Consider the following 23,534-nt stretch of genomic DNA (forward strand, 5'->3'; position numbering starts at 1 on the left):
CCTCCGCCTTGCAGCTCGACGCACCAGACCCCGCTCACCTGCGCCGACAAGGCACCACTGCTTCCCTCCGACTTGATCCGCCGGACAGGCCCTAGACGACTTCCCCCTCGGTCACGGCCGGGAGCATGCGGTCGAGCCCGTCGTCGCTTCCGGGCACGCCTGTGTACCAGGTGACAACAGCCCGGTCCTCAGCGAGCGTGACCAGCTCCAGATGGACAGCAGATACGGCATCGGGGCCGCGGGGGGTGCGTGCGTGGGCCGTACGACGATGGGCGGCGGCGGGCAGGGTCCTGAACAGAGCGCGTGCGAGGGTTTCGGCGGACCGCGGGACAGCGTGGGGAGCAAAGAGGCAACAGCGCATGCCTGTTCCGTGCCCACGGGTGGTGAACAGCAGCGGTGCGGCCGACGGCAGCGACTTGAAACGACGGTGCGGGGAAAGGCCGTTGCACCGCCCGCCATCCTGGCCGGCCCCGGCCGGTAACGTCACCGCCTCACATTCGGCGGTGATCGTTCCGCAGCCGGCGCACCCTGTATCCGCCATTAGCGCCGGGGCGGGCCGCAGAGCCGTCCGGCACCGTCGGCCGCGGCCCGCCGGGCCCCCCTGGTCGACACTGCCGTGCAGGAATACCGGCGACCGTGGGCCGTGACAGCACCTCCACGGCCTCGTCACTGGACATCCACTTCCGGCCGGGCGCCGCTACCGGCGATCCGGGTGGGGCAGACGGTGCGATGTCGGTGTGCCTAGCCTCCCGGGCCATGCGATCCACACAGACGAGACGCCTCGGTCTCACCGCCGTCCTCGCCCTTGCCCTCGCCCTGTTCGGCCTTGCTCCCACCGCGAGCGCGGCCGACCCGGGCCCGGCCGATCTGACGTTCGCCACCGACAGCGCCACCACTGTGCCGGGTGGCGCGGTGAACCTGTCGATGACGATCACCAACAACAGGACCTACGACGTCTGGTTCGTCTACCAGACGATCGAGCCGACCTGGCTGACCACCCAGCGGCCCGATCTGAAGTACAGCTTCACCGGCTGCAGCCTGGCCACGGCCGCCGGCAGTGTCGCGTGTTCCGGCACCGGTCCCGCCAACCTCGGCGCCAACTACGGCGCCACCATCCCGCCCGGCCAGAGCCGGACCGTCACCCTCACGCTGCAGGTCGCCGCCGATTCCGGCTGCAACGGCAACATCGGCTTCTACTCGTACTTCTACGCCGAGTTCAGCGACAGCACGAGCACCAGCGGCGGCCCCCTCTACACGCCCGAGACCCGCGTGCTCTGCTCCTGACCCGAGAGACAGGCGGCGACCGGTCCGCACAGACCGGCCACCCTGGGCACGCTCGCGGTCCGAGGTGAGGGTGACCTGAAACCGATCAGGCGCCGGGAAGTCACAGTGGTCTGGACCGCTGGCGCTCCGGCACCGGCGGGCGTCAGCGGTCCATGCGCTCCGGCCCGGGCCGGGCCCAGCGCAGGGGCCTTCCCGCAAGCCCCGCCGCGTGCGCCCCGGCGGCCGCGACATGGGCGTTCCGGCTCCGGCGACCACCAGTTGGACGCCTGCTCTTTTCCGTCATGTTTCGCAACGGGCGCACGAAAACTACACACAGACCTCACTATGTGACGCGACGAATGCGTTTGACGACCGACGTCTGAGGGGGGCGGTGGCGTCGCGCAGGGGGTGCGTCCGCTCCGTAGGAGCAGTACTCACCCCTGCCCGGGGAGGGGACTTCACCGCATGAAGCGGACCATTCGCACGACCGTGCTCACCGTGGGCGCGCTCATCGCCTCACTCGGCTTACCGGCCGGCACGGCACACGCCGTGGACGCCTCGTCGCGCATCGACCTGCGGGTCCTGATCGTGAGCGACGGCGGACCGGCCACCGACGCCATCGCCGCCGAGCTGGAGACGGCCGGCACGCCGTACACCGAGGTCGACCTGCAACAGGCCGGCCGCCCCGTGATCGACGCCGGCTTCCTGGCGGACACGGTGGACGGCACACCTCGGGCCAAGTTCCAGGCCGTCGTGCTGCCCAACGACAACCCGTTCGCCGCCGGCTCCGCCGAGATGGCGGCGCTGGTGGCCTACGAGCAGACGTACGCGATCCCACAGGTCGACGCCTACACCTACGCGCGTCCCGAGGCCGGGCTCCAGTACCCGGTCTACGGCGGCTACTCCGGCAGCGTCGACGGCGTTCAGGCCGAGGTCACCGCAGCCGGGCAGGCGGGGCCGTTCGGCTATCTGGACGGAGCTGTACCGTTCGAGGACAACTCCCCTGACGTTGGCGAGAGTTACGCCTATCTGTCGACACCGGTCGCGGGGGCGGACTTCATCCCGTACGTCGACGCGCCGATCCCAGGGCAGTCGACCAGGGGTTCACTGGTCGGCGAGTACCGGCACGACGGACGGCGCGAGCTCGTCCTCACCTTCGTCTACAACCAGTACCAACAGCAGTTCCGGCTGCTGGCACGCGGCATCGTGGAGTGGATGACCGACGGCGTGCACCTCGGCGCCTCGCGCAACTACTTCGCGGTGCACGTCGACGACGTGTTCGCGGCCGACGACCGCTGGGACACCGAACTCAACTGCACGCCGGGCGACATCGACTGTCCCCCGGGCCAGGGCGTGGCGAACCCGATCCGCATGACCCCGGCCGATGTCGACTACGCCATCGAATGGCAGGGCAGACACCAAGTCACCCTCGACATGGTGTACAACGGCGCCGGCAGCGTGAACCAGCGTGAGGACAACGACGGCGTCGACGAACTCGCCGACCAGTTCATCGCCGATCGCGACAGCTTCCGCTGGGTCAACCACACGTACTCGCACCCGTTCCTCGGCTGTGTTCAGGACGTCAGCGTGGTGCCGTGGAAGTGCGCCACCAACGCGGACGGCTCCACCGCGTGGGTCAGCCGCACCGAGATCGCCGACGAGATCGCCAACAACGGCGTCTGGGGTCGGACCGCCGGACTCCCGCTGGAGAACGACGAGTTGGTGACCGGCGAGCACTCCGGCCTGAGGATCTCGCCGCAGCAGCCCGAGGACAACCCCAACCTGGCGCTCGCGCTGGCCGACAACGACGTTCGGTGGCTCGCCTCGGACAACTCCCGCGACCCCGTGCAGCGTCAGGTCGGCCCCTCGACGACCGTCTCCCGCTACCCGATGAACGTCTTCTACAACGCCGGGCGGGCGGCCGAGCAGGTCGACGAGTACAACTGGATCTACACCAGCCGCGCCCAGGGCGGCAGCGGCATCTGCGAGGACAACCCCGCCACCTCCACCTGCCTGTCGGCGCCGCTGAGCACCACGACGGGCTACGCCGACCACATCGTGCCGCTGGAGACGAGAACCGGCCTCGGACACGTCCTGTCCAACGATCCCAAGCCGCACTTCATCCATCAGTCGAACCTGGCCGAGGACCGTATCGCCTACCCGGTCCTCGACGGCATCCTCGACGGGTATTCCGCCCTGTTCGCGGACAACACCCCCGTGGTGAACCTGCGGATGAAGGACATCGGCGCCGAGCTGCAGCGGCGTGCCGTCTGGAAGTCGGCGGTCGCCGCCGGTCAGGTCACCGCCTACCGCGTCGGCGACACGGTGACCGTCCAGGCGCCCGACGGCGTCGCGGTGACGGCCACCATGCCAGCCGGCACCGTGAGCGCCGGCACCGGCTTCGGCGACGCGTACGCCGGCGGAGTGTCCGGATGGGCCGCCCCGACCGGGCAGCCACTGACGCTCACCCTGCCGTCGTCCGGCACGCCGGCGGCCGCGACCGCCAGCGTCACCGGGGAGGAGACGGCGACCGCAACCACGCCGGCCACCCGGGTGCCGGCCGGTGTGAGGGAGCGGGTTCCCTACACCCCGGACAGCTGAACGGCGCACCGACCGAAGGTCCCGGCCGCACCCATCGCGGCCGGGACCGGCACGACCACCCCATACCTCGGCCGTGGAGCACATCGATGCACGTTCCCCACGGCGCGCGACGCCCCAAGTCAACGCGCGTCACCCTGCTCACCGAAGGCACCTATCCGCACAGTCACGGCGGTGTCAGCGTCTGGTGTGACCAGCTCGTCGGCGGGATGCCCGACATCGCCTTCGAGGTCATCGCCGTCACCGGTACCGGACGCGAACCGGTCGTGTGGGACATCCCCCCACACGTTTCGCGCGTCACCGCGGTCCCCATGTGGGGGCCCGCGCCCCGAGGCCGCCCGCCCCGCGGGTGGCGCCGCAACCAACTGGCCTCCGCCTACGAGCAGTTCCTGACCGCCCTGCTCGACCCCTGCGCGGAGGACCGGTTCGCCACCGCCCTGTACGCGCTGGCGTCGGCCGCGGCCGACGGGCTGCTGAGTCCCTTCCTGCGCGGCGACCGGGCGATCGGCATCCTCACCGCCGTGTGGAACCGCCCGGGCCTTGCCGTGCGCGAGGCCCGGCCGACCCTGCACGACGCGACCACCGCCACCGCCCTGCTGGAGCACGCCCTGCGCCCGCTGGCGACACCGCCGCCGGAGCACGGGGTGGCGCACGCGGTCAGCGGCGGCGTCGCCGCGCTGCCCGGCCTGACCGCACTGGAGCGGCACGGCGTACCGCTGCTGCTGACCGAGCACGGCGTCTATCTGCGCGAGCGCTACCTCGGCTACCGCACCGCCCCCTACCGCTGGCCCGTGAAGGCCGTCGTGCTGGGCTTCTTCCGGCTGCTGGCCGAGGAGACCTACCGGCGGGCCGCCCTGATCACACCGGGCAACCGCTACAACCGGCTGTGGGAGGAACAGGGCGGCGCCGAACCCACGTCGATACGCACCGTCTACAACGGCGTGGACCCCGCAGCGTTCCCGCCGGCCGGCCCCGAGCCCGAGCAGCCCACCCTCAGCTGGGCCGGCCGGGTCGACCCGATCAAGGACCTGGAGACCCTCATCCGCGCCTTCGCCCTCGTGCGGGCCGAACTCCCCGGCGCGCGGCTGCGGTTGTTCGGCGGCACACCGCGCGGCGGAGAGGCCTACCGGGAACGCTGCCAGGCCCTGGCCGCGGAGCTCGGGCACGCCGACGCGGTCACCTTCGAGGGCCGCGTCGACGACATCAAGGACGCCTACGCCGCAGGCAACGTGGTGATGCTCTCCAGCATCAGCGAGGGCTTCCCCTTCACCCTGATCGAGGCCATGTCGTGCGGGCGGGCGACCGTCTCCACGGACGTGGGCGGCGTACGCGAGGCCGTCGGCGACACCGGGCTCGTCGTGCCGCCGCGCGACGCCGCCGCCATGGCCGCCGCCGCGCTTCACCTGCTGGGTGATCCCGGGCGCCGCCGCTCGATGGGCGAGGCGGCCCGACTGCGGGTCATCGAGCAGTTCACCCTGCGCCAGACCGTCGACACCTTCCGGTCCATCTACCTGGAGCTGCCGACGCTCGGCCGGAGCACCCCACGCGCCCCCTGGGCTGCCGACACCGTCGCCGACTCCGGCTCCGCACTCGCGGCGGCGAGCGGCTCCCAGGTCCCGAGGCCGAGGAGCCTGGCCGGATGAGCGGACCGATGGCCCTCGAACCCAGCGGTGCACAAGGCGACACGCTGTCCCTGCGACTCGCCGGCGGCCGCTCCCCGGCACCGCGCGCGCCGGGAAGCGGGGGGCACCAGGACGCGGTCGACCTGCTCGCCGCCGAGCTGGCCGACGGCATCGGGCCGGCCGTCCACCCGTACGAGGTGGCCGCGCTGCTGGAGTCGGAGGGACTGACCGCCGAGGTGATCCAGGAGCGCTACGGACACCCGAACCTGTTCTCGCTCGCGTCCGCGCTGTACGAGCGGGTGCCGCGCACCTATCCCGAGCCCGCGCCGCCGGTCGACCCCTGGCGACCGGACCACCTGCGGTGCGCACTGCGCGGGGCGCTTTTCGCGCTGCCGGGACTCGCCTACCTGCTCACCGGGCGGCTGTGGGACGCGCAGCGCGACACCGACGTGCTGGTCGTGGCCGGGCTCGTCTCCTGGGCCTGGGGCCAGGCACTCGGGCACCGGGCCTGTCTGCGGATGGCAACCGGCCGGCGCGAGGCGGGCCACACCCTGCTCAAAGGCGCCCCGCTGGGCGCAGTCGCAGCGACGGGTGCCGGGACACTGCTCACCCAGTCCGGCACGACGGCTCTGGTCGCCGCCGCGCAGTCGGCGTATCTCGCGGCGGCCGGTGTGCTGCTGGTACTGGGCCGGGAGCGGCTGCTGCTGGCGGCGCTCACCCCGGTGATCGCCGGTGCGGTGGTGCTGCCGTGGTGGGAGCCGGGCACCCCGCTGCGGGCCGCACTGCCGCTGCTGTCCCTGCTCGGCGCGGCCCTCGCGGCCGGCTGGGTCTTGCGGTCCACGCTCACGGCCTCCCCCGTCCCGGGCGCCGCCCGGCCCCCACTGCTGCGGTCCCTGCCGTACGGCCTGTTCGGCCTGGCCGCTGGGGTGTTGGTGCTGCTGGAGGGGAGTCGGCACCCGTACGCCGTGATCGTGCTGACCGTGAGCATGGGGCCGGCCGAATGGCTGCTGTACCGGTATCGGGGGATGTCGGTGGCGGCGCTGCGGGCCACCGCCACACCGGCCGCCTTCCTGCTGCGTTCGGCCGGCATCCTCGGCGTCTGTCTGCTGGCCTATCTCCTTCCGCTGTGGCCCGCGGCGCTGCTCACCGGCGCCGAGCCGGCCCCGCTGCTGCTGCTCGCGGCGACGCTGTGGATCGCGCTGCTGCTCCAGGCGTTCGGGGTGGCCTGGCCACCGGCCGGGGTGTGTCTGGCAGCCGCCGCCGGGGGCGTGGCGGTCGCCGTGTTCCATCCACCACCGGGCGCCGACGTGCTGTCGCTGTGTTGCGGCGCGGCGGCGCTGTGTCTCACCGCGTGCGCGCTGCGGCTGCTGGGACGGCCCGCACCGCACTCCTGAACCCCCGGCCCCACACACGCCTGCCCCCCGCCCGGCACCACACGCCTCAACCCACGCCCACGTCGCACGCAACCGCGCCCCGCCCGAAACCGCACCGCACCACACCGGCGACCACCGCACGACAGCGGCCCCCACGGGCCGCCACCCCCGACACCTAGTCCCCCACGCAACACCGCACCCAACGCCGCACGGACACCACACGCGCCACCGACCGGAAGGACCGCGATTTGACCTCCGCACCGCTCGCCGCCGTCACGGGAGCCGAGGGTTTCATCGGCTCCCACCTCACCGAGGCGCTGGTCGCTTCCGGGCACCGGGTGAGAGCCATGGCGCAGTACAACTCCTTCTCCTCCTACGGCTGGCTGGAGACCCTGCATCCCGATGTCCTCGACCACGTCGAGATCGTCCTCGGCGACGTGAGGGACCCCGGCTCCGTGCGCGGTCTCGTCGAAGGCGCCGACTGCGTCTACCACCTGGCCGCCCTGATCGCCATCCCGTACTCGTACCAGGCGCCGCACAGCTACGTGGACACCAACGTCACCGGCACCCTCAACGTCCTGGAGGCGGTACGCGCCCTCGGCACCCCCCGCCTCGTGCACACCTCGACCAGCGAGACCTACGGCACCGCGCAGACCGTGCCGATCACCGAGGACCACCCCATCAACACCCAGTCGCCGTACGCGGCTTCGAAGGCGGGCGGGGACCGGCTGGCCGACAGCTACCACGCCAGTTTCGACACCCCTGTGGTGACGCTGCGGCCGTTCAACACCTTCGGTCCGCGTCAGTCGATGCGGGCGGTCATCCCCACCGTCATCGGCCAGGTCGCGGCGAGAACGCGCACCATCACCCTCGGCGACCTGCGCCCCACCCGCGACTTCACCTACGTCAAAGACACCGCGCAGGCGTTCCTCGCGGTGGGCACCGCGCCCGCCGACCGGGTCGTGGGCCGGACCTTCAACGCCGGTACCGGCGGCGAGATCTCGGTCGGCGACCTGGTCGCGCTGATCGGCAAAGTGATGGACACCGCCCTCGACGTCCGCGAGGACGCGCAGCGCATCCGGCCCGCGGGGTCGGAGGTGATGCGGCTGGTCGCTGACGCGACCCGGCTGGGTGAGGCGACCGGCTGGAGCCCCGCCCACGCACTCGAACAGGGTCTCGCGCACACCGTGGAGTTCTTCCGCGACCCGGCCAACCTCGCCCGCTACAAGACAGGCATCTACAACATCTGACCTGTCCCGGCACAACCCCGAAGGCACATCCCCATATCGGCACATCCCACGAACGAGGAGTCCCATGCACGCAGTGATCCTGGCGGGAGGCAAGGGCGTGAGGTTGCGGCCCTACACCACCGCGCTGCCCAAGCCGCTCGTGCCCATCGGCGATCAGCACGCCATCCTCGAGATAGTGCTGCGCCAGCTGGCCTCGGCCGGCTTCACCCGCTGCACCATCGCCATAGGTCACTTGGGTGAGATCATCCGCGCCTACGTCGGCGACGGCTCCCAATGGGGTATGGCCGTCGACTACTCCACCGAGGAGAGCCCGCTGGGCACCATGGGCCCGTTGCTCACCATGCGCGAGCGGCTGCCGGAGTCGTTCCTCGTGATGAACGGGGACGTGCTCACCGACCTCGACTTCGCCGACGTCCTCCTGCGGCACCGGAGTTCGGACGCGCCGCTGACGATCGCCACGTACGCGCGCAAGGTGCACATCGACTTCGGGGTGCTGACCACCGACGCGAGCAGGGTCGTCGCGTTCACCGAGAAGCCGAGCATGGACTACCGCGTTTCGATGGGCGTGTACGGGCTGTCGCGGTCGACGCTCGACGGGTACACCCCCGGCCTGCCGTTGGGCTTCGACGAACTCGTGCTGGACCTGTTGCGGACCCAAAATCCTCCGCACGCCTACGATTTCGAGGGGTACTGGCTCGACATCGGACGCCCGGACGACTACGACCGGGCCAACGCCGAGTTCACCACCCGCAAGTCGCTGCTGCTCAAGGGAGCCTGACCCTCGCATGCGCATTCTCGTCCTGGGCTTCACCGGCTATCTGGGCGGCCACGTCGTCGAGCAGTTGCGCGCCACGCCGGGCGTGCGGGTGCTCGGCGGCGGCCGCTCGCCCGCCGCCGAGCTCGGCATCGACCTCGCCACCGCCCGCACGGACCGGCTGGCAAAGGCACTGGAGTCGGCGGCGCCCGACGGCGTGATCAACTGCGCCGGCGCGACCGGCGGAGATGCCGTGACGCTCGCGGAGGTCAACTCCCGTGGCCCCGCGGTCCTGTGCGCGGCGCTGCGCGAGGCGGCACCCGCGGCGCGGCTCGTCCACCTCGGCTCGGCCGCCGAGTACGGCCCGGGCGCCCCGGACACCAGCGTGACGGAGTCGGCGGCCACCCGGCCCGTCACCCCGTACGGCGCCACCAAGCTCGCCGGCACGATCACCGTCACCGCCTCCGGCCTGGACGCGGTGGTGCTGCGAGTGGGCAACCCGGTGGGGCCCGGGGCGCCGTCGGCCGGGCTGCCCGGCCGGGTCGCCGGGCTGCTGCGCGAGGCCGGCCGGGACCCGGACGCGGTGATCGGGCTGGGTGACCTGTCGGCGTACCGCGACTTCGTGGACGTACGCGACGTGGCGCGGGCCGCGGTGTGCGCGGCGACGGCGCCCGGGCCCCTGCCGCGCGTCCTCAACATCGGCGGCGGGAAGGCCTTCCCGGTGCGCGATCTGGTGCGGGACCTGGCGCACATCGCCGGGTTCCGGGGGCGGATCGAGGAGGACAGCGGCGGATCCGCCCGCTCGGGGGAGGTGTCGTGGCAGTGCTCCGACATCACCGCCGCCGGTGACGCGCTGGGCTGGCGTCCGTCCCGTAGCCTCGACGAATCGCTGGCCGCGCTGTGGGCGGCCACCACCGCGGATACGGATGCCGCCTCCCGGCAGGGGGAAGGCGGCCGCGCGTTGTGAGCCTGTTGATTCCGTTGTACGTCCACCCGGGCGAGGACCCGGGCGCCTGGCACCGCCTGATCGCGGCGGCGGACCGTACGTACGCGGTCGTGATCAACCCTGCCAACGGTCCGGGCCCGGGCCCCGACCCGGCGTTCACCGCGGCGGCCGGCGCGCTGCGGGCGGCCGGCGCCCGGCTGCTCGGGTACGTCGACACCGACTACGGTGCGCGCGACCCCGACGAGGTCGCGGCCGATGTCGTGCGGCACCGGGAGTGGTACGCGGCCCACGGATGCTTCCTCGACCGGGTGTCCCCGGACCCGGCCGCGCTGCCCGCCTGCAGACGGCTGGTGGGAGCCGTCCGCCGGCTCGGCGCGGCTCCCGTCGTGCTGAACCCGGGCGTCCACCCCGCGCCGGGGTACGCCCGCCTCGCGGATCTGGTCGTCACCTTCGAGGGGCACTGGTCCACGTACGTGTCGGCGTTCAGCAGACCGGCGTGGACCATGCGGCACCCGCCCGAGCGGTTCTGCCACCTCGTGTACGGCGTACCCGGGGCGCTCGTCCCGCTCGCCGTCCGCACCGCGCGTGATCGCGGCGCGGCGGTCGCCGGGCCGGTGACGGGCGAACTGCCCAATCCCTGGTCGCGGTTGACGCCCGCCCTGGGTGGGGCGAATGCGTGACATCGCGTAGTCGATGGGAATGTCGTGGCTGTCGACGTAGGCGGCGAGACGGATCAGGGCGAGCCGGATGCCCTCGCGGCAGGCGTCATCGCCCAGCTATGGGCCGAGGTTGCTTACGGCGACACGCGCCAGGTTCTCGGTGGCACGGGCCTGGCGCGCCAACGTTTCGTCGTCGCCCCGGAGGACGTCCACAACGCAGGTGATGGAGATCAGGACGTTGTCGACGCGTACGACGGTCTCGGTCATCGCCTGCGACTTTTTGAGCTGGATCACTGTGGTGGCTTCGTCTCCCAGCCCTGCGGGGTGTCCGGTGTATCGAGGTTCGTAGAGCGTTGCGGATTCCGACTCGAACTTCTTCTCTGCCCACTGCACCGCGTTGTACCGGAAGAAGGGTTGGAGCGCCTGCGCTGTGAGCTGTACGTTCGACTCGCCCGGGATCGACCGTTCGTCGGCCCACCAGCACATGTCGCCGCCGTCCGGCTCGCCGACGATTTCCGGTTCGGGGAGAACGGTCGTGAGAGTGTTCCGGTCAAGTAGTTCGCAGGCCGGTCTGATCGACAGACGCGGCCCGGGGGCGCCCGGCGATTGGCTGAAGGCGGGCAACGTCGTACCGGCCACGAGCAGGAGAAACAGGGAGGGCCCCGACACCAGCACCTTTGAAACGGCAGCAGCCATGAGCGGGGCACGCGGTCGTCGTGCTGGTGCCGGTCGGGTCGTGGATGGCCGATGTCCGGCACGGATGACAAGCCGCTCCTGAAGCCGAGCGTGCCGGAATTGGTAGTACGCGCCCGACTGCCGCAGGATGCCGCGGCGGTGCGTGTCCTCGAGGAAACCCATGAGGTCCCAGGGGAGTTGCCCGGCGAGCCATGGCCGCACTCTGGCCGCTGTGAAGACACCCCAGGCGGAGACGCTCACAGCGAACACCGCCAACGCGGCGATCGAGACGGCGATGGTGACAGCCCGGTCGACGGGGCCGACGGCACCGTGCCCCGCGTTGGATTGCCAGGTCGTCAGGGCGACGACGGGGGCCAGCATGGGCACGGCGGCCCTAAGGTAGGGGGCGCCGCCCGCCCACAGGTTTCCCAGGCCGAGGCAGGCCACAGTCGCTCTGCGATCCTGGCGCAGCACCCATCTTGGGCTGCGCCCGACGGCCAGGGGGACGGCGGGATGCAGCAGGGAGCTCAGCGCAGCGGCGTAGAGCACCAGCACCAGGACGACGCCGCCGTCGATCAGCCAAAGGCTGCACGCCAGGGCCAAGGCGAGCCCTGCCGTGCCACCCAGCAGGAAGCGGCCGATCGACGCGGGGCGCTGGAAGTAGTGGGGTAAGGGCAGTTGTCCGCGCGACCCGAGCCCCACCTCGGCCACCGACACGAGGCCCATGAGCCCCACCGGAACCCACACCGGCAGACCGAAGAACCATGAAGTCTCCGTGTCGTCGAACAGCCACCACACGACGGTGGCGGACGCGGCGAGTGCCAACGCCGCCCCCAGCGTCCGCAGGACGCCCGCAGCTCGCCGACTGAGCTGCCACCACGCCAGGTCCTGGGTGTCCAGGGCGTCGAGCCGCTGGGCGAGGAACCCCAGCCACCGCGTTGCCTGTTCCGGCTCGTCGGAGACCGCCGGGATGAGCTGGTCCAGCAGGTGGTCCTCGATCGACGCTTCGGTCGGGAAGCCGACGCCGTCCAGGAGTTCGGACGGGTCACGAGCCGTCTCGCTGTATGCGGTGCGGGCCAGCGAGGCCATGAGGGGCGTCGTCAGGATGTTTCGCAGCCGCTCGACGTGTACGTCGCCGGCGCCCTGGCGCAGCGGGACGAACACCCGGTCCCACTTGGTGGACACCAGGTCACCGGTGACCACCTTGCGCGTGGTTCGGCGCAGATGTTCGGCCACTTCGTCCAGGTCCAGGGGCAGCAGGCGGACAGCCGCGGTGGCGGGCAGCAGGAAGCCTGCCGAGGCGACGGCGGCGTCGAACTCGTAGACCCGGCTGGTGACGACGATGGGGTCCGCATGTCCGAGTGCAGCGCGCAGTCGCCGAATGGCGTCGGGGCGTGACTCGGAACGGATCTCATCGAATCCGTCGAGAACCGGCAACAGCCTTCCGGTGCGCAGAAGTTCGGCAGCGAAGGTGGTCCCCTGCGCGGTGCGGGTCGCCAGCCAGGAATGGTCGAGCATCAGCCGCGCTGCCGCCCAGGACTCCAGGTCCTGGGCGAGAGGATCCCAGGATGCCAGCGGAAGAATCACCGGGATGCGGTCGCCGGGCTTGGCCCGACGGACTTGGTCCAGCGCGAACCGCAGAGCGAGTACGGACTTGCCGGCGCCCGGGCCGCCGACCAGGAGCAGCCTGCCGGAAGGCACCCGGGCGTACGTCTCAGCGACGGAAGCGAAGTCGCCCGAGAGGTCCAATGGCGTGTCGCACGCGGCGTCCCCGCGCACGCTCGACCAGTGGTCGGAAAACCGGTCCTCAGTGATCCATCGCACCGGCAGCGGACTGGGATGCTGCACCTTGCGCAGCCTCTCCTCAGCCTCCCACTGCGACCGCAGGGCGCTCGCGAGTTGCTGCGCCGTGCGGTCCAACCGCCGGTCATGACGGCGCATGAGCGCGGGGCTGTTCAGCAGCCGGATCTGCTGCCAGCGCCAGTAGCGGCGCCGCATCAGAGCAACCGCCATGATCAGTACACCCGAGCCCGCCAGCAGCAGGACGAATCCTATGAGGCTGTCATTCGGATTCTCCCGACCGAACAGCGCCGCGCCGACGAGCGCCGCGCCGACGCAGAGCAGGAGTGACGGCCCTTCGAACACCCGGAGAGCATGGACCGTGCTCCCGGAAGGGTCACGCTCGTCGCCCCCGGAAGGGTCACGCTCGTCGCTGGTCGCCGAGCCGGACCGGGTGACGTAGAGATTCCCTCCCGCGATGTAGACCTGAGCGTTGTCATGAGCGTGCGCTTCGATCTCGACATGGGTCGGGTCCGGGTCGCGGGAGGGTGTGTTCATGCGCCCGTGATGTGCTGGTCTCCGCCCGCCATGTACACACGGGAGTTGTCACGCGCCTCGACACTCATGACGACCGACCGGACCTGGGCCTGTTCGTCTGCCGGGAGAGCCGGGGTGAGATGCTCGTCGAGCAGTTGTTGGAGCTCGACGGCGAGACCGGGGTTGTCGCGGAAGAGTTCATGCAGACGCAGCCGCCAGGCACCCGCCGGAGCCTGCTCGGTGTCCGCGTCCCCAGCCTCCCGGGCCGCGAGCACCTGTGTGCGGAGGTTGTCCAGTTCGGCATCGATGCCGTCGGCGCGCCCGGGCTGTATCCGACGCCACAGGTCGACCGTCGCGGTCCGGGCCTGCTGCCAGACGTCCGTGGCCATGGCGCCCACGAGTGCGGTTCCTGCTGCCAGCACGATCGGGTCCACCGTACGCCCCCCTGCCGGACCATGGTTCATGGCATGTCAGTGTCACTGATTCCGCAATCACTGTACGTTCTGTCCCCGCAAGGACTTTGAACCTCAATCAGTTCGTGATCCGCCGACGAACGTGACAGTTGGACGGTTGAACGCATTGCGCATGCCTCAGCGGGCCGTGCAGCCGGGACACTTCGCGTCACCACGGACGGTGCGCGTCAACGGGCCGCGGGCTGTGCCGGCAGGTTGAAGACGTGCTGCGGTGTGACGATCTTCGTGATCGCGTCGCCGAAGAGTGTGCTGGGTTCGGTGTCGTCGTGGTTGATGTCGGTGTCCAGCAGGACGACGAGGGTCGCCTGGGCCGAGGGCAAGTAGATGGTCAGGGATTCGTAGCCGGGCAGGGAGCCGTTGTGCCCGATCCAGCCCTGGACGTTGAAAATGCCAAGACCGTACCCGGCGCCCGGGATCGTGGTCGGAGGCGTGATGAGCCGCTGCTTCTGGGTGGCGGGACTGATCAGGGTGTCGCCGTTGGGCAGGATGCCGGTGGCGACCGTGCGTGCCCATACCCGTAGATCCTGAAGGTCGGAGATGATCGCGCCGGCCGCCCAGGCCCAGGAGGGGTTCCAGTCGGCTGTCTCCTCGACCTTCCCGCTCGCGGTCTGGTCCGTGTATCCCTGCGCGTGCGGGGTGGGAAACTCCGCGTCGGTGGGGAAAAGGGTGTGGTCCAGGCCGGCCGGTGCGAAGACGTTCTTGTGGAGGTAGTCCTCGATCGGCAGGCCGCCGACTTTCTCCACGACCAGACCGAGCAGGATGAGGTTGGTGTTGCTGTAGTCGAACTTCTCGCCCGGCGGGAAGAGCACCGGGTGCTTGAAGGAGTAGTCGAGCAACTGCTGCGGGGTGAACGGCCGCTGCGGGTCGGACGTCAGGGCGGTGAAGAACCCCGGGTCCTCGGTGTAGTTGAACAGCCCGCTGCGCATCCCGGCGAGTTCGCGCAGCGTGATCGTGTCTCCGCCCGGCACACCGTCGACGTACTTGCCGATCGGATCGTCCAGGCCCACCTTGCCCTGGTCGACCAGCGTCAGCAGCGCCGTCACGGTGAAGGTCTTGGTCTCGCTGCCGATGCGCATGTACAGATCCGGCGACATCTTCCGGCCGCTGCTCTTGTCCGCGACCCCGAACGACCGTACGTAGCTTCCCTGGCCGGGTGTCCACAGTCCGACGGTCACCCCAGGTACGTTCGCCTCCCGCATGACCTGCCGGACGGCCTCGTCGATTTCCTGGGTCACGGCAGGCGTGAGCGTACGGAAACCGTCCGCCGTCGAGCCGGACGGGGAAGGCGGCTCGGTGGCGGTGACCGCGGCGGGAACGGACGCGGGTGCCGCGACGGCGGTACCGCTCGCGACCGGCGCCATGACCATGCCCACCGCCAACGCGGTGGCGGCCCCCCTGCGTCTACGTCTCCGACTGCACGAATGCGTCATGGGCTGACTCCCAGCGCATGAGGTCAAAGCCTCCGCGGTCGCCGTGAGCGAGAGCGGGGCGGGGCTTGGGGTCCGCCCGCGGGCAACGCCGTCCCAAAGGCCGTACGGGACACGAGCATCCGGCTCCGGCAGACGGCGTACGCGGGGGATTCTCTGTCGCTTGGGGCCGGATCGCCGGACAGGGGCGCGAGCTGCGGCCGGCCGCAGCTCTCGGCCATGCCGTCGGACTCGGACCTCAAGGCTCCACCTCACCAGCATAGGAGCGCCCACGCCTTGCCGCCTGTCGGACTGCGCGGCCCGGGACAGCGAGGTTCGGGCACCGTGCCGTGGTGGGTGGTGGAGGGGGCGACGAGCGGGAAGCCGGTGCGGCATTGGCTGATACCGGTCACCGGATCCTGTTTTCCCGGTGAAGGAGCCGCCTTCAGGTCGGTGTCCACGCCCACGTCCTCGCGCTGCGGAGGTACGGCGGCCGGCGACGCCGCGCTGAGGCGCGTGGCCTCGTTCACCCCCTCGAAGGGGCCGTGGGAGTCACGGCGACGGGCACACGGCGAGGTGCCGCCGCCGGGCGGGCGCCCGAAGGCGGGGCGGGTCGGCCACCGTGGGGGCGGCCTGCAAGGGTGCGGGGGCGGCCGGGTGTGCGCGGGCGGAGTGCGGCTGCTGCTCTCGGACGACGTCCTGCAGTGCCTGGCCGAAGCGGGCGATGTCGTGCGCGGTGCTGCCGTGGTGGAGGGACGCACGCAGCGCGCTACCACCGCCGGTGCCGCGCCGGGGCAGGTGGAGCGGGGTTTCCTCCGCGACGGTCTTCCATACGATGACGCCGCGGGCGGCGAGTTGCCGGCGGAGGAGCGCGGCGGGCAATTCATGGTGGCGGAAGGCGAGGACGGCGGACTGGATGCGGCCGGGGGCGATCAGTTCGGTGCCGGGTGTCTCCTCGACCGCGGCGCGCAGAGCCGGCAGCAGCCCGAGGCCCTCGCCTGCGGTGGCCGTCGCCGCGTGGTGGGCGAGGGCGGCGTTCAGGCCCGCGACGGCGACGGTCTCCGGCGGGGGGCAGTGCGGGGTGGCCGCCTCGAGCGCGCCGCGCAACCGGGGGGCCAGGTAGGCGACTCCGACGGAGTACGGGCCGCACAGGAACCTCCAGCCGTCCCCGGTCAGCAGATGGCATCCGATCCGTGCGGCGTCGAGGGGGAGTTGGCCGACGGCATAGGAGGCGTCGACTGCGTACAGACAGCCGTGGGGGGCGACGAGGAGTCCGACGGCCTCGACCGGATTGACGATTCCGCAGCTGGAGGGGACGTGGACCACCGAGACGAGGGCGACGTCGTCGCCGATGTGCCGTGCCATCCACTCCAGGTCCAGGTCCCCGTCCTCGCGCAGCGGAACGACCTCGAGCCGGCAGCGGGTACGGTCGCGCAGGGCGTACAGGGCGGTCAGGTTGGCCGCGCTTTCATAGGGAGTCGTCCAGATCCGGTCGTGGCGGCCCGGGTCGAGGCGGGAGACCACCGCGGCGAAGGCGGTGGTGGCGCCGGTGACGAGGGCGGTGTCGCCGGCCGGGACATTGAGCAGGGCACCGAGGCGTTCGTAGACCTCGGTGTGCAGGACGTCTTCAAGGTATTCCTCGAGCTCGTGGGGACCGTAACGGTCCTCGCGAAGTACGCAGTCGGCGAGGACCGCGCGCACGGCGGCGGGCATACGGCCCCAGCCGGCCGGGTCCAGGTGCACCGTCTGCCTTTCCTGCCCGAATGGCGTCGTCGCGTTCATTCCGGGGCCTCCCCCCGAGGTCGGGGCATCTGCTGCGTTGCCCGGCGGCCGATGTGCACAACCGGCCTTCACGCCAGGCATGACCCAAGCTTGCCAATGAATTGGCAATAGATTGCCCACTGCCGCGAGTCGTTGGCAATGGCGGCTCCAGTGGCGCTCCACTAGAGGGCCCCGGACGGCTGTTCCACGGCCCGGGTTGCACCCCTGTGCCAGACCGACCTCCCGGTGATTGACAAATATTGCCAGGTATCGGCGCAGGTGAACGCATACTTCTGACTGCTCTTGAGGCCTTTTCGAGCGAGTGCCGAGCGAGTCGCGAGCGCAGGTTGCCAACCTTCTAGGCAAGAAGTCGCCATCACCGGACAGCAGAATTGCCCCAGAGGAGTTGCCATGAAGAACCTCGCCCGCGTCATCGGCTCCGCCGTCGTCATCGGCTCCGCCGTCTTCACCGTGGGGGGCACCGCCGTCGTAGCCACGGAGAGCATCGGCTGGCCCAAAACGAGCAGCACCAGCACCACCGCAGCCGCCACCGACGACATCGGGTGGCCGAAGGCGGCGGGCCGCGCCATCAGCGCCTCCGCGTCCGCCACCGACAGCATCGGGTGGCCCAACACCACCGGAAACACCGCCGTCTGACGGGTGCGCGGGGCAGCAACTCGCCGCCGGCCCTCCGGTGGAGGGCCGCCGTCCGGCCCCCGACCCGACCCACACCGAATCCTGAGGCTCCCGCCGGCCACCCCGCCGCGACGGGGGCTTCGGTCATTCCCGGATGACAGCCACGCCCCCTGAACCGCTACCCGGCACGCCCCCTCTCAAGTGCCGCTCCAGCGTTGCGAGGCCTGTCCTCAGGAGCTGATTGCCACCATCTTGGCAATGTTTTTCCAACCAAGAAGCCGCTGCCGTAAGGAGCCGTCCTGATGTCCATCTCCGGCCTCGTCGAACAGCACGTACGCACGCGGCCCGAGGCGACCGCCGTCATCTACCCGGAGCGCTCCGGTGGTGGAGTCGCTTTGTCCTACCGCGAGTTGAGCCGAGGGGCGAACCGCCTCGCAGCGCATCTGAGGGCGCGCGGCGTCGGGCGCGGCGACCGGGTGGTGACCTGCCTGCCGGCCGGGCCGGACATGGTGACCGCCTTCCTCGCGATCGTCCGGGCCGGAGCGGCGTACGTGCCGGTGGACCCCGCGCAGCCCGCCGAGCACCGTCGGCTGATCGTGCGGGACTGCTCGGCGGCCGCGGTGGTGAGCGAGGAGGCCCGCGCGGCGGACTTCGGGGATCTGGGCGCGGCGGTGATCGCCGTGGACGAGGAGGGCCAGGCCGCCGAGATCGCCCGGTGCTGCGGAACGCTGCCGAGGGTGACGGTGGGCGCGCAGGACGCGGCGTACGTCTGCTACACCTCGGGGACCACCGGCGCGCCCAAGGGTGTCGTCGTCCCGCACCGTGCCGTCCTGGACATGGTGCGCTCGAGCGGCCCTGTGCGTCTCACGCCCCGGGACGTGGTGGCACAGGCGGCCGGACCGGCCTGCGACGCGGTCGCCTTCGAGGTCTGGTCGACGCTCGCTGCGGGAGCCCGGCTGGTGGGGCTGAACCAGGACACCGTCGTCGACCCGGTCCGCTTCGAGGGCGCGGTCCATGGCCATGGGGTGTCGGTGGTCTTCCTGCCGACCGCTTTGTTCGAGCGGATCGCCCTTCACCGCCCGGCGGCATTCGCGCCGTTGGACACCGTGCTGTTCGGCGGCGAGGCGTGCGACCCGCGCCGGGTGCGGCAGGTGTGCGAGGCCGGAGGGCCCAGGCGGCTGGTGCATGTGTACGGGTCCGCGGAGACAGCCGGGTTCGCCACCTGGCACGAGGTCACCGCCGCTCCCGCCGAGGGCGAGCGGACCGTTCCCATCGGGCAGCCCGTCGGCACCGCGGTCGCCGTCGTTGTCGGCCGCGACGGCCTGCCGGTGGATGCGGGCGGCACCGGTGAACTCCTGCTGGGCGGGCCGGGACTGGCCACCGGATATCTCCGGCGGCCGGAGCTGACCGCGCGGCGGTTCGTCGAGGACCGCTTCACGGACAGCGGTGGGGTCCTGTACCGCACCGGTGATCTCGTACGGCTGCGCGAGGACGGGCAGATGGAGTTCGTCGACCGCGTCGAGCGCCGGGTCACGCTGCGCGGGCTGTGGATCGAGCTTGGGGAGATCGAGTCCGTGTTGCGTGCGCACCCCGCGGTAGCGCAGGCGGTGGTGTCGGTGCACGGGAGCGACGAGGACGAGGGCGGGCGTCGGCTGGTCGCGCACGTGGTGCCCGCCGCTCCCCCGGCCGCCTCCCCTGACGGGGACGCGGAGCGGATCGCCGAGTGGAAGGAGATCCACCGGACCCTCCACGACGGCGCCACGGCGGCCTGGGACGGGGACGGGAACAGCATCGGTACCAGAGACGGGGCCGGTTCCGGGGAGGACTTCGCGGGCTGGAACAGCAGTCACCACACCGCTGCGCTGCCTGCGGAGGCGGTACGGGAGTGGCGGGCGGCCACCGTGGAGCGCGTACGTGAGCTGGGTGGGCGCCGCATCCTGGAGATCGGCGCCGGCACCGGCCTGCTGATGGCGCCGCTGGCGGGCATGCCTCAGTGCGAGGAGTACTGGGCCACCGACTTCTGCGAGAACGCCGTCGAGGCGCTGCGTGCCCGGACGCGGGCGGATGCGGTGCTGCGGGACAAGGTGCGGCTGAGCGTGCGCGCCGCCGATGACACCGCCGGCCTGCCCGCCGGGCACTTCGACACGATCGTCGTCAATTCGGTCGCCCAGTACTTCCCTCACCTCGGTCATCTGCGCACCGTTGTCGAGCGGGCGCTGGCGCTGCTCGCCCCGGGCGGCTCGCTGCTGCTGGGCGACCTGCGCAACCTCGACCTCGCGCGCTGCCTGCAGACCGGCGTCGAACTCGCCCGGCGCGGCGCAGCGGATCGGGATCGGGATCGGGATCGGGATCGGGATCGGGATCGGGAGAGCGTGCGCCGCGCGGTCGACCGGCGCGTCGCCCGGGAAACCGAACTCCTGCTGTCACCTGCCCTGTTCACCGCTCTGGCACGCGAGTTGCCCGCGGTGCGCGCGGTGGACGTACGGGCCAAGCGCGGCCGACACCACAACGAACTGACCCGTTACCGCTACGAGGCGGTGCTCAGCACCGCCGAACCCGTCGCCGATCTCGCCGACGCTCCCGCCGCAGGCTGGGGCCACGAGATCGCAGACGCGGCCGCTCTGGAGGCGGTGCTGAGCGGCCTGCGTCCCGCCATGCTGCGCGTCACCGCCATCCCCAACAGCCGTGTGCATGGCGAGTGGGCCGCCCTGCGCGCCTTGGACGAAAGTACTGCGGCCGACACCGACACGCTGGTCGGGGATGCCGCACCGGCCAGGGACAGCAGGCGTGTTGGGGATGCCGCACCGGCCGGGGGCTGCGGGCCTGTCGGGGATAGCGCGCCTGTTGGGGACGCGGGGAATGCTCCCCCGCCCGACCCGGAGGACCTGTGCGCGCTCGGCGAGCGGCTGGGCTACCGGGCGCTGCCGACCTGGTCGTCCGTCCGCGCCGACGCCCTCGACATCGTCTTCCTCGACCCTGCCCGTGTCCCCGACGGGCCGCTGACCTCCGTATACGCGGCGCCCGCAGTCCGCAGCGAGGACTGCGCCAACACCCCGGCCGGTTTCGGGAGCACCCTGGACACCGAGGTCGTACTGCGCGGCCATCTGCGGGCGCGGTTGGCGGACCACATGGTCCCGTCCGCGCTGGTGGTCCTGGACGCGCTGCCGCTCGGCGTGGGGGGCAAGGTCGACCGGGCCGCGCTGCCCGTCCCGGTGTGCGCCACGGAGCGGATGGGCAGCGGGCCCGGCACCCCGCTCCAGGAGATCGTCCGCGACCTGTTCGCCGACGCCGTCGGTGTGCCGCGCCGCACCGTCCATGCGGACACCGACTTCTTCCGCATCGGCGGGCATGCGCCGGCCGCCGCCCGACTGCTGGCCCAGGTCCGCCGGACGCTGGGCGTGGACCCGGGCCGCCGCGCCCTGTACGAGGCGCCCACTCCCGCGCTGTTCGCCGCGCTGGTGGGCGACGGCCCGGCCGCTTTCACGGGGCCCGCCAAGTGCGGCACGGACATTGCCGTGCTGTCGCTGCGGCTGCGCGGGGCGCTGGATGTGCGGGCGCTGGAGCTGGCCCTGGCGGACCTGGGCGGGCGTCATGAGGCGCTGCGCAACACGCGGCTGGGCACGGCCGGCACCCGCCTGCGGTTCCTGGCCGCCGACGACCATCTGCTGGAGCTCACCCTGCCCGCCGACGCCGTCGACGCCTGGTCGCAGCTGCCGCTGGCCACGGAATTCGCCCGGGTCTACGCGGCGCGCGCCACCGGCCGTGTGCCGCGGTGGGAGACGGACGTGCCCGACGTGGCGCCACGGGCCGTGACCGGTGACCGGGTGCCCACACCGCTGCCGGGCGGCCGACCGGCAGCCGGCAACGGCGCCCTGGGCCGCCTGGAGACGGACTGGGACGCGGCCCTGCACGAGCGGCTCGCCCGGTTCGCGTCCGCGCACGGTGCCACCCTCTTCATGGTCGTGCACGCCGCGCTCGCCGCCCTGCTCACCCGGCTCGGCGCGCAGGGCCCCATCACCCTCGCCGCGCCGGTCCCGGCTCGCGCCTCGGCCGCGCTGCGCGGCGCCGTCGGCCCCTATGGGCGGGTGCTCGCCTTGCGCGTCGACACCGGCGGCGACCCGGCCTTCACCACCCTGTTGCGCCGGGTGCGCGAGGCCGACCTCGCCGCCTACCGGGTCGGCGACGCGCCGCTGGCCGCAGCGGGCGGCCTGGCCCTGTCGGTGCTGCAGGAGACGGGCGGCGAGTTCGAGGCAGCCTCTCTCACGGTGCAGCCGCAACACCCCGAACTGCCGCTGCCCGCCGCGGAACTGGGCCTGACCCTGACCGAGCGACATCACCCGGCGGGCGCACCGGCCGGGATCGCCGTGAGTGCCTCGTTCGCACACGACACGGTCGGCGAGGCGGGTGCCGCGTCCCTGACCGGGCAGCTGCGCGAACTGCTGGAGACCGCCCTGGACGCGCCCTCGACGGTGCTGAGCCGCCTGCCGTCCCCTGCCCGTGACGTCACGCAGGGCATGGCCGGCACGTGGGCGGGCACCCGCCTGGCCGCCCCGGTGCTCACCGTGCCCGCGCTGTTCGCCGCACGCGCCGCGCGCACCCCCACGGCACCCGCCCTGGCCGGCATGGACTACGCCGAACTCGACTCCCGCTCCGACCTCTTGGCCCACGCCCTCATCGCCCATCGGGCAGGCCCCCACACCGCGGTCCTGACCGCCCTCACCTCCCCGACCGGTTTCGGTGTGGCCGCGCTCGCCATCGCCAAGACCGGCGCCGCCTGCCTGCCCGTGGACCCCGCCCTCCCCCTGCCCGACACACCCCGGCCCGTCGTCCTGCTGCTCGATGAAGCCGCCGACCGGATCCTGCCCGAAATACCGGGCGTGGCCCGCCTGGTGCGGTCCCCGGCCGCCGACCTGTCGCCCGCCGACACCATCTGGCCGGTGCACGACACCGACCGGACGGCTCCCCTGTCCTCCGGCGCTCCGCTGGTCCTGGCGCCAGCCGTCGACGGCACCGTCGTGATCGGCGCCGAGCCGGTCACCGCTGCGGGCCTGGCGCCGGCCACCGACGCCGCCTGGCTGGTGGACGGCTACCCCGACGCCGCCGCCGCACTCGGCCTGCTGGCCGCCCTGGTCCATGGCACCCGCGTCCACGTACCGCGCCCGGACCTCCCGCTCGCCACCCACGGCGACATCCTGGGATGGCTGCGCGAGCACGGCGCCGACCTGCTGCTGGGCGGCGCCGACCCCGTCCTGGTCGCGCGCGCTCGCACCGAGGGCCTCGCCCTGACCTTCAGCGCGGGCTGGGCCGAGGGCCGACTCCAGGTCGAGTACACCCGCGACGGGCCCAGGCCTGCCCCCGGCTACGGCGCCTACGTACTGGACGCACAGCTGCGGCCGGTGCCCGCCGGACACGTGGGCGCGCTGTACATCGCGGGCGCGGGCGTCGCCCACGGATACGCCGGACAGCCCACCGCGACCGGCGAACGGTTCCTGCCCGATCCGTTCGGCACCCCGGACGGCACCAGCGCCCGCATGTGGCGCACCGGTCACAGCGCCCTGGTGGACTGCGACGGCAGCCTGCAGGTACTCAACGAGCCGCCGGCCCAGGACCCGTTCACCGACGCCTACACCACCCTCGCCGTCGTCTGCGACGGCGCTGGCCACCGTGCACTGTGGCCGGTCGGCCCGGCCATGCCCGCAGGCTGGCACGAGACCCACGCCAAGAGTCTGTACGAGCTGTGCCTCGACCACCCCGACGAACGCAGCTGACCGTCACGGATGCTGAGGACCACCGACTGCGGGG

General features: G+C 71.9%; 15 protein-coding genes. 11 read left to right on the forward strand and 4 right to left on the reverse strand.

What is annotated here, in order from left to right:
* Window positions 1–756: 756 nt before the first annotated feature.
* The 8 genes from AB0D57_RS35875 (at window position 757) to AB0D57_RS35910 (ending at window position 10,486) form a co-directional block, all read left to right on the forward strand.
* Window positions 757–1,284: a hypothetical protein gene (locus AB0D57_RS35875; RefSeq protein ID WP_362083099.1), complete on the forward strand. Its 528-nt coding sequence runs from the start codon at window positions 757–759 to the stop codon at window positions 1,282–1,284.
* Window positions 1,285–1,728: 444 nt separating this feature from the next.
* A complete protein-coding gene (locus AB0D57_RS35880) occupies window positions 1,729–3,864 on the forward strand; it encodes a hypothetical protein (protein ID WP_362083102.1) in 2,136 nt (711 codons plus the stop codon).
* Window positions 3,865–3,950: 86 nt separating this feature from the next.
* A complete protein-coding gene (gene pelF / locus AB0D57_RS35885; RefSeq protein WP_362083105.1) occupies window positions 3,951–5,504 on the forward strand; it encodes a GT4 family glycosyltransferase PelF in 1,554 nt (517 codons plus the stop codon).
* Window positions 5,501–6,877, forward strand: coding sequence for a hypothetical protein (locus AB0D57_RS35890; RefSeq protein WP_362083108.1), 1,377 nt, complete (start codon window positions 5,501–5,503; stop codon window positions 6,875–6,877). The genes pelF and AB0D57_RS35890 overlap by 4 nt, the downstream gene beginning before the upstream one ends.
* Before the next feature lie 227 nt (window positions 6,878–7,104).
* The gene (locus AB0D57_RS35895) at window positions 7,105–8,106 is read left to right on the forward strand and encodes a GDP-mannose 4,6-dehydratase (RefSeq protein WP_362083111.1); all 1,002 of its coding nucleotides are present in this window, start codon (window positions 7,105–7,107) and stop codon (window positions 8,104–8,106) included.
* Window positions 8,107–8,170: 64 nt separating this feature from the next.
* A complete protein-coding gene (locus AB0D57_RS35900; protein WP_362083114.1) occupies window positions 8,171–8,884 on the forward strand; it encodes a sugar phosphate nucleotidyltransferase in 714 nt (237 codons plus the stop codon).
* A gap of 7 nt (window positions 8,885–8,891) precedes the next feature.
* Window positions 8,892–9,827, forward strand: a complete 936-nt coding sequence (locus AB0D57_RS35905) for an NAD(P)-dependent oxidoreductase (protein WP_362083117.1) — start codon at window positions 8,892–8,894, stop codon at window positions 9,825–9,827.
* On the forward strand, window positions 9,824–10,486 hold the full coding sequence (locus AB0D57_RS35910; RefSeq protein WP_362083120.1) for a spherulation-specific family 4 protein: 663 nt from the start codon (window positions 9,824–9,826) through the stop codon (window positions 10,484–10,486). The genes AB0D57_RS35905 and AB0D57_RS35910 overlap by 4 nt, the downstream gene beginning before the upstream one ends.
* A gap of 96 nt (window positions 10,487–10,582) precedes the next feature.
* On the opposite strand, the gene AB0D57_RS35915 is transcribed toward AB0D57_RS35910, so the two are convergent.
* The 3 genes from AB0D57_RS35915 to AB0D57_RS35925 all read right to left on the reverse strand — a co-directional run bounded on the left by AB0D57_RS35915 (window position 10,583) and on the right by AB0D57_RS35925 (window position 15,164).
* On the reverse strand, window positions 10,583–13,477 hold the full coding sequence (locus AB0D57_RS35915; protein WP_362083123.1) for a hypothetical protein: 2,895 nt from the start codon (window positions 13,475–13,477) through the stop codon (window positions 10,583–10,585).
* Window positions 13,474–13,920: a hypothetical protein gene (locus tag AB0D57_RS35920; protein WP_362083126.1), complete on the reverse strand. Its 447-nt coding sequence runs from the start codon at window positions 13,918–13,920 to the stop codon at window positions 13,474–13,476. The genes AB0D57_RS35915 and AB0D57_RS35920 overlap by 4 nt, the downstream gene beginning before the upstream one ends.
* Before the next feature lie 176 nt (window positions 13,921–14,096).
* A complete protein-coding gene (locus tag AB0D57_RS35925; protein WP_362083130.1) occupies window positions 14,097–15,164 on the reverse strand; it encodes a serine hydrolase domain-containing protein in 1,068 nt (355 codons plus the stop codon).
* Between the two features lie 7 nt (window positions 15,165–15,171).
* Between AB0D57_RS35925 and AB0D57_RS35930 the strand changes: the two genes are divergently transcribed.
* A complete protein-coding gene (locus tag AB0D57_RS35930) occupies window positions 15,172–15,366 on the forward strand; it encodes a hypothetical protein (protein ID WP_362083133.1) in 195 nt (64 codons plus the stop codon).
* Between the two features lie 521 nt (window positions 15,367–15,887).
* Here AB0D57_RS35930 and AB0D57_RS35935 read toward each other — a convergent pair.
* Window positions 15,888–17,117: an aminotransferase class V-fold PLP-dependent enzyme gene (locus AB0D57_RS35935; protein ID WP_362083136.1), complete on the reverse strand. Its 1,230-nt coding sequence runs from the start codon at window positions 17,115–17,117 to the stop codon at window positions 15,888–15,890.
* 390 nt (window positions 17,118–17,507) lie between these two features.
* On the opposite strand from AB0D57_RS35935, the gene AB0D57_RS35940 reads away from it, so the two are divergent.
* Both AB0D57_RS35940 and AB0D57_RS35945 read left to right on the forward strand, forming a co-directional pair.
* Window positions 17,508–17,753, forward strand: coding sequence for a hypothetical protein (locus tag AB0D57_RS35940; protein WP_362083139.1), 246 nt, complete (start codon window positions 17,508–17,510; stop codon window positions 17,751–17,753).
* A gap of 281 nt (window positions 17,754–18,034) precedes the next feature.
* Window positions 18,035–23,500: an amino acid adenylation domain-containing protein gene (locus AB0D57_RS35945; protein WP_362083142.1), complete on the forward strand. Its 5,466-nt coding sequence runs from the start codon at window positions 18,035–18,037 to the stop codon at window positions 23,498–23,500.
* Window positions 23,501–23,534: the final 34 nt, after the last annotated feature.

It is taken from the genome of Streptomyces sp. NPDC048275 (assembly GCF_040652275.1).
GTDB lineage: Bacteria > Actinomycetota > Actinomycetes > Streptomycetales > Streptomycetaceae > Streptomyces.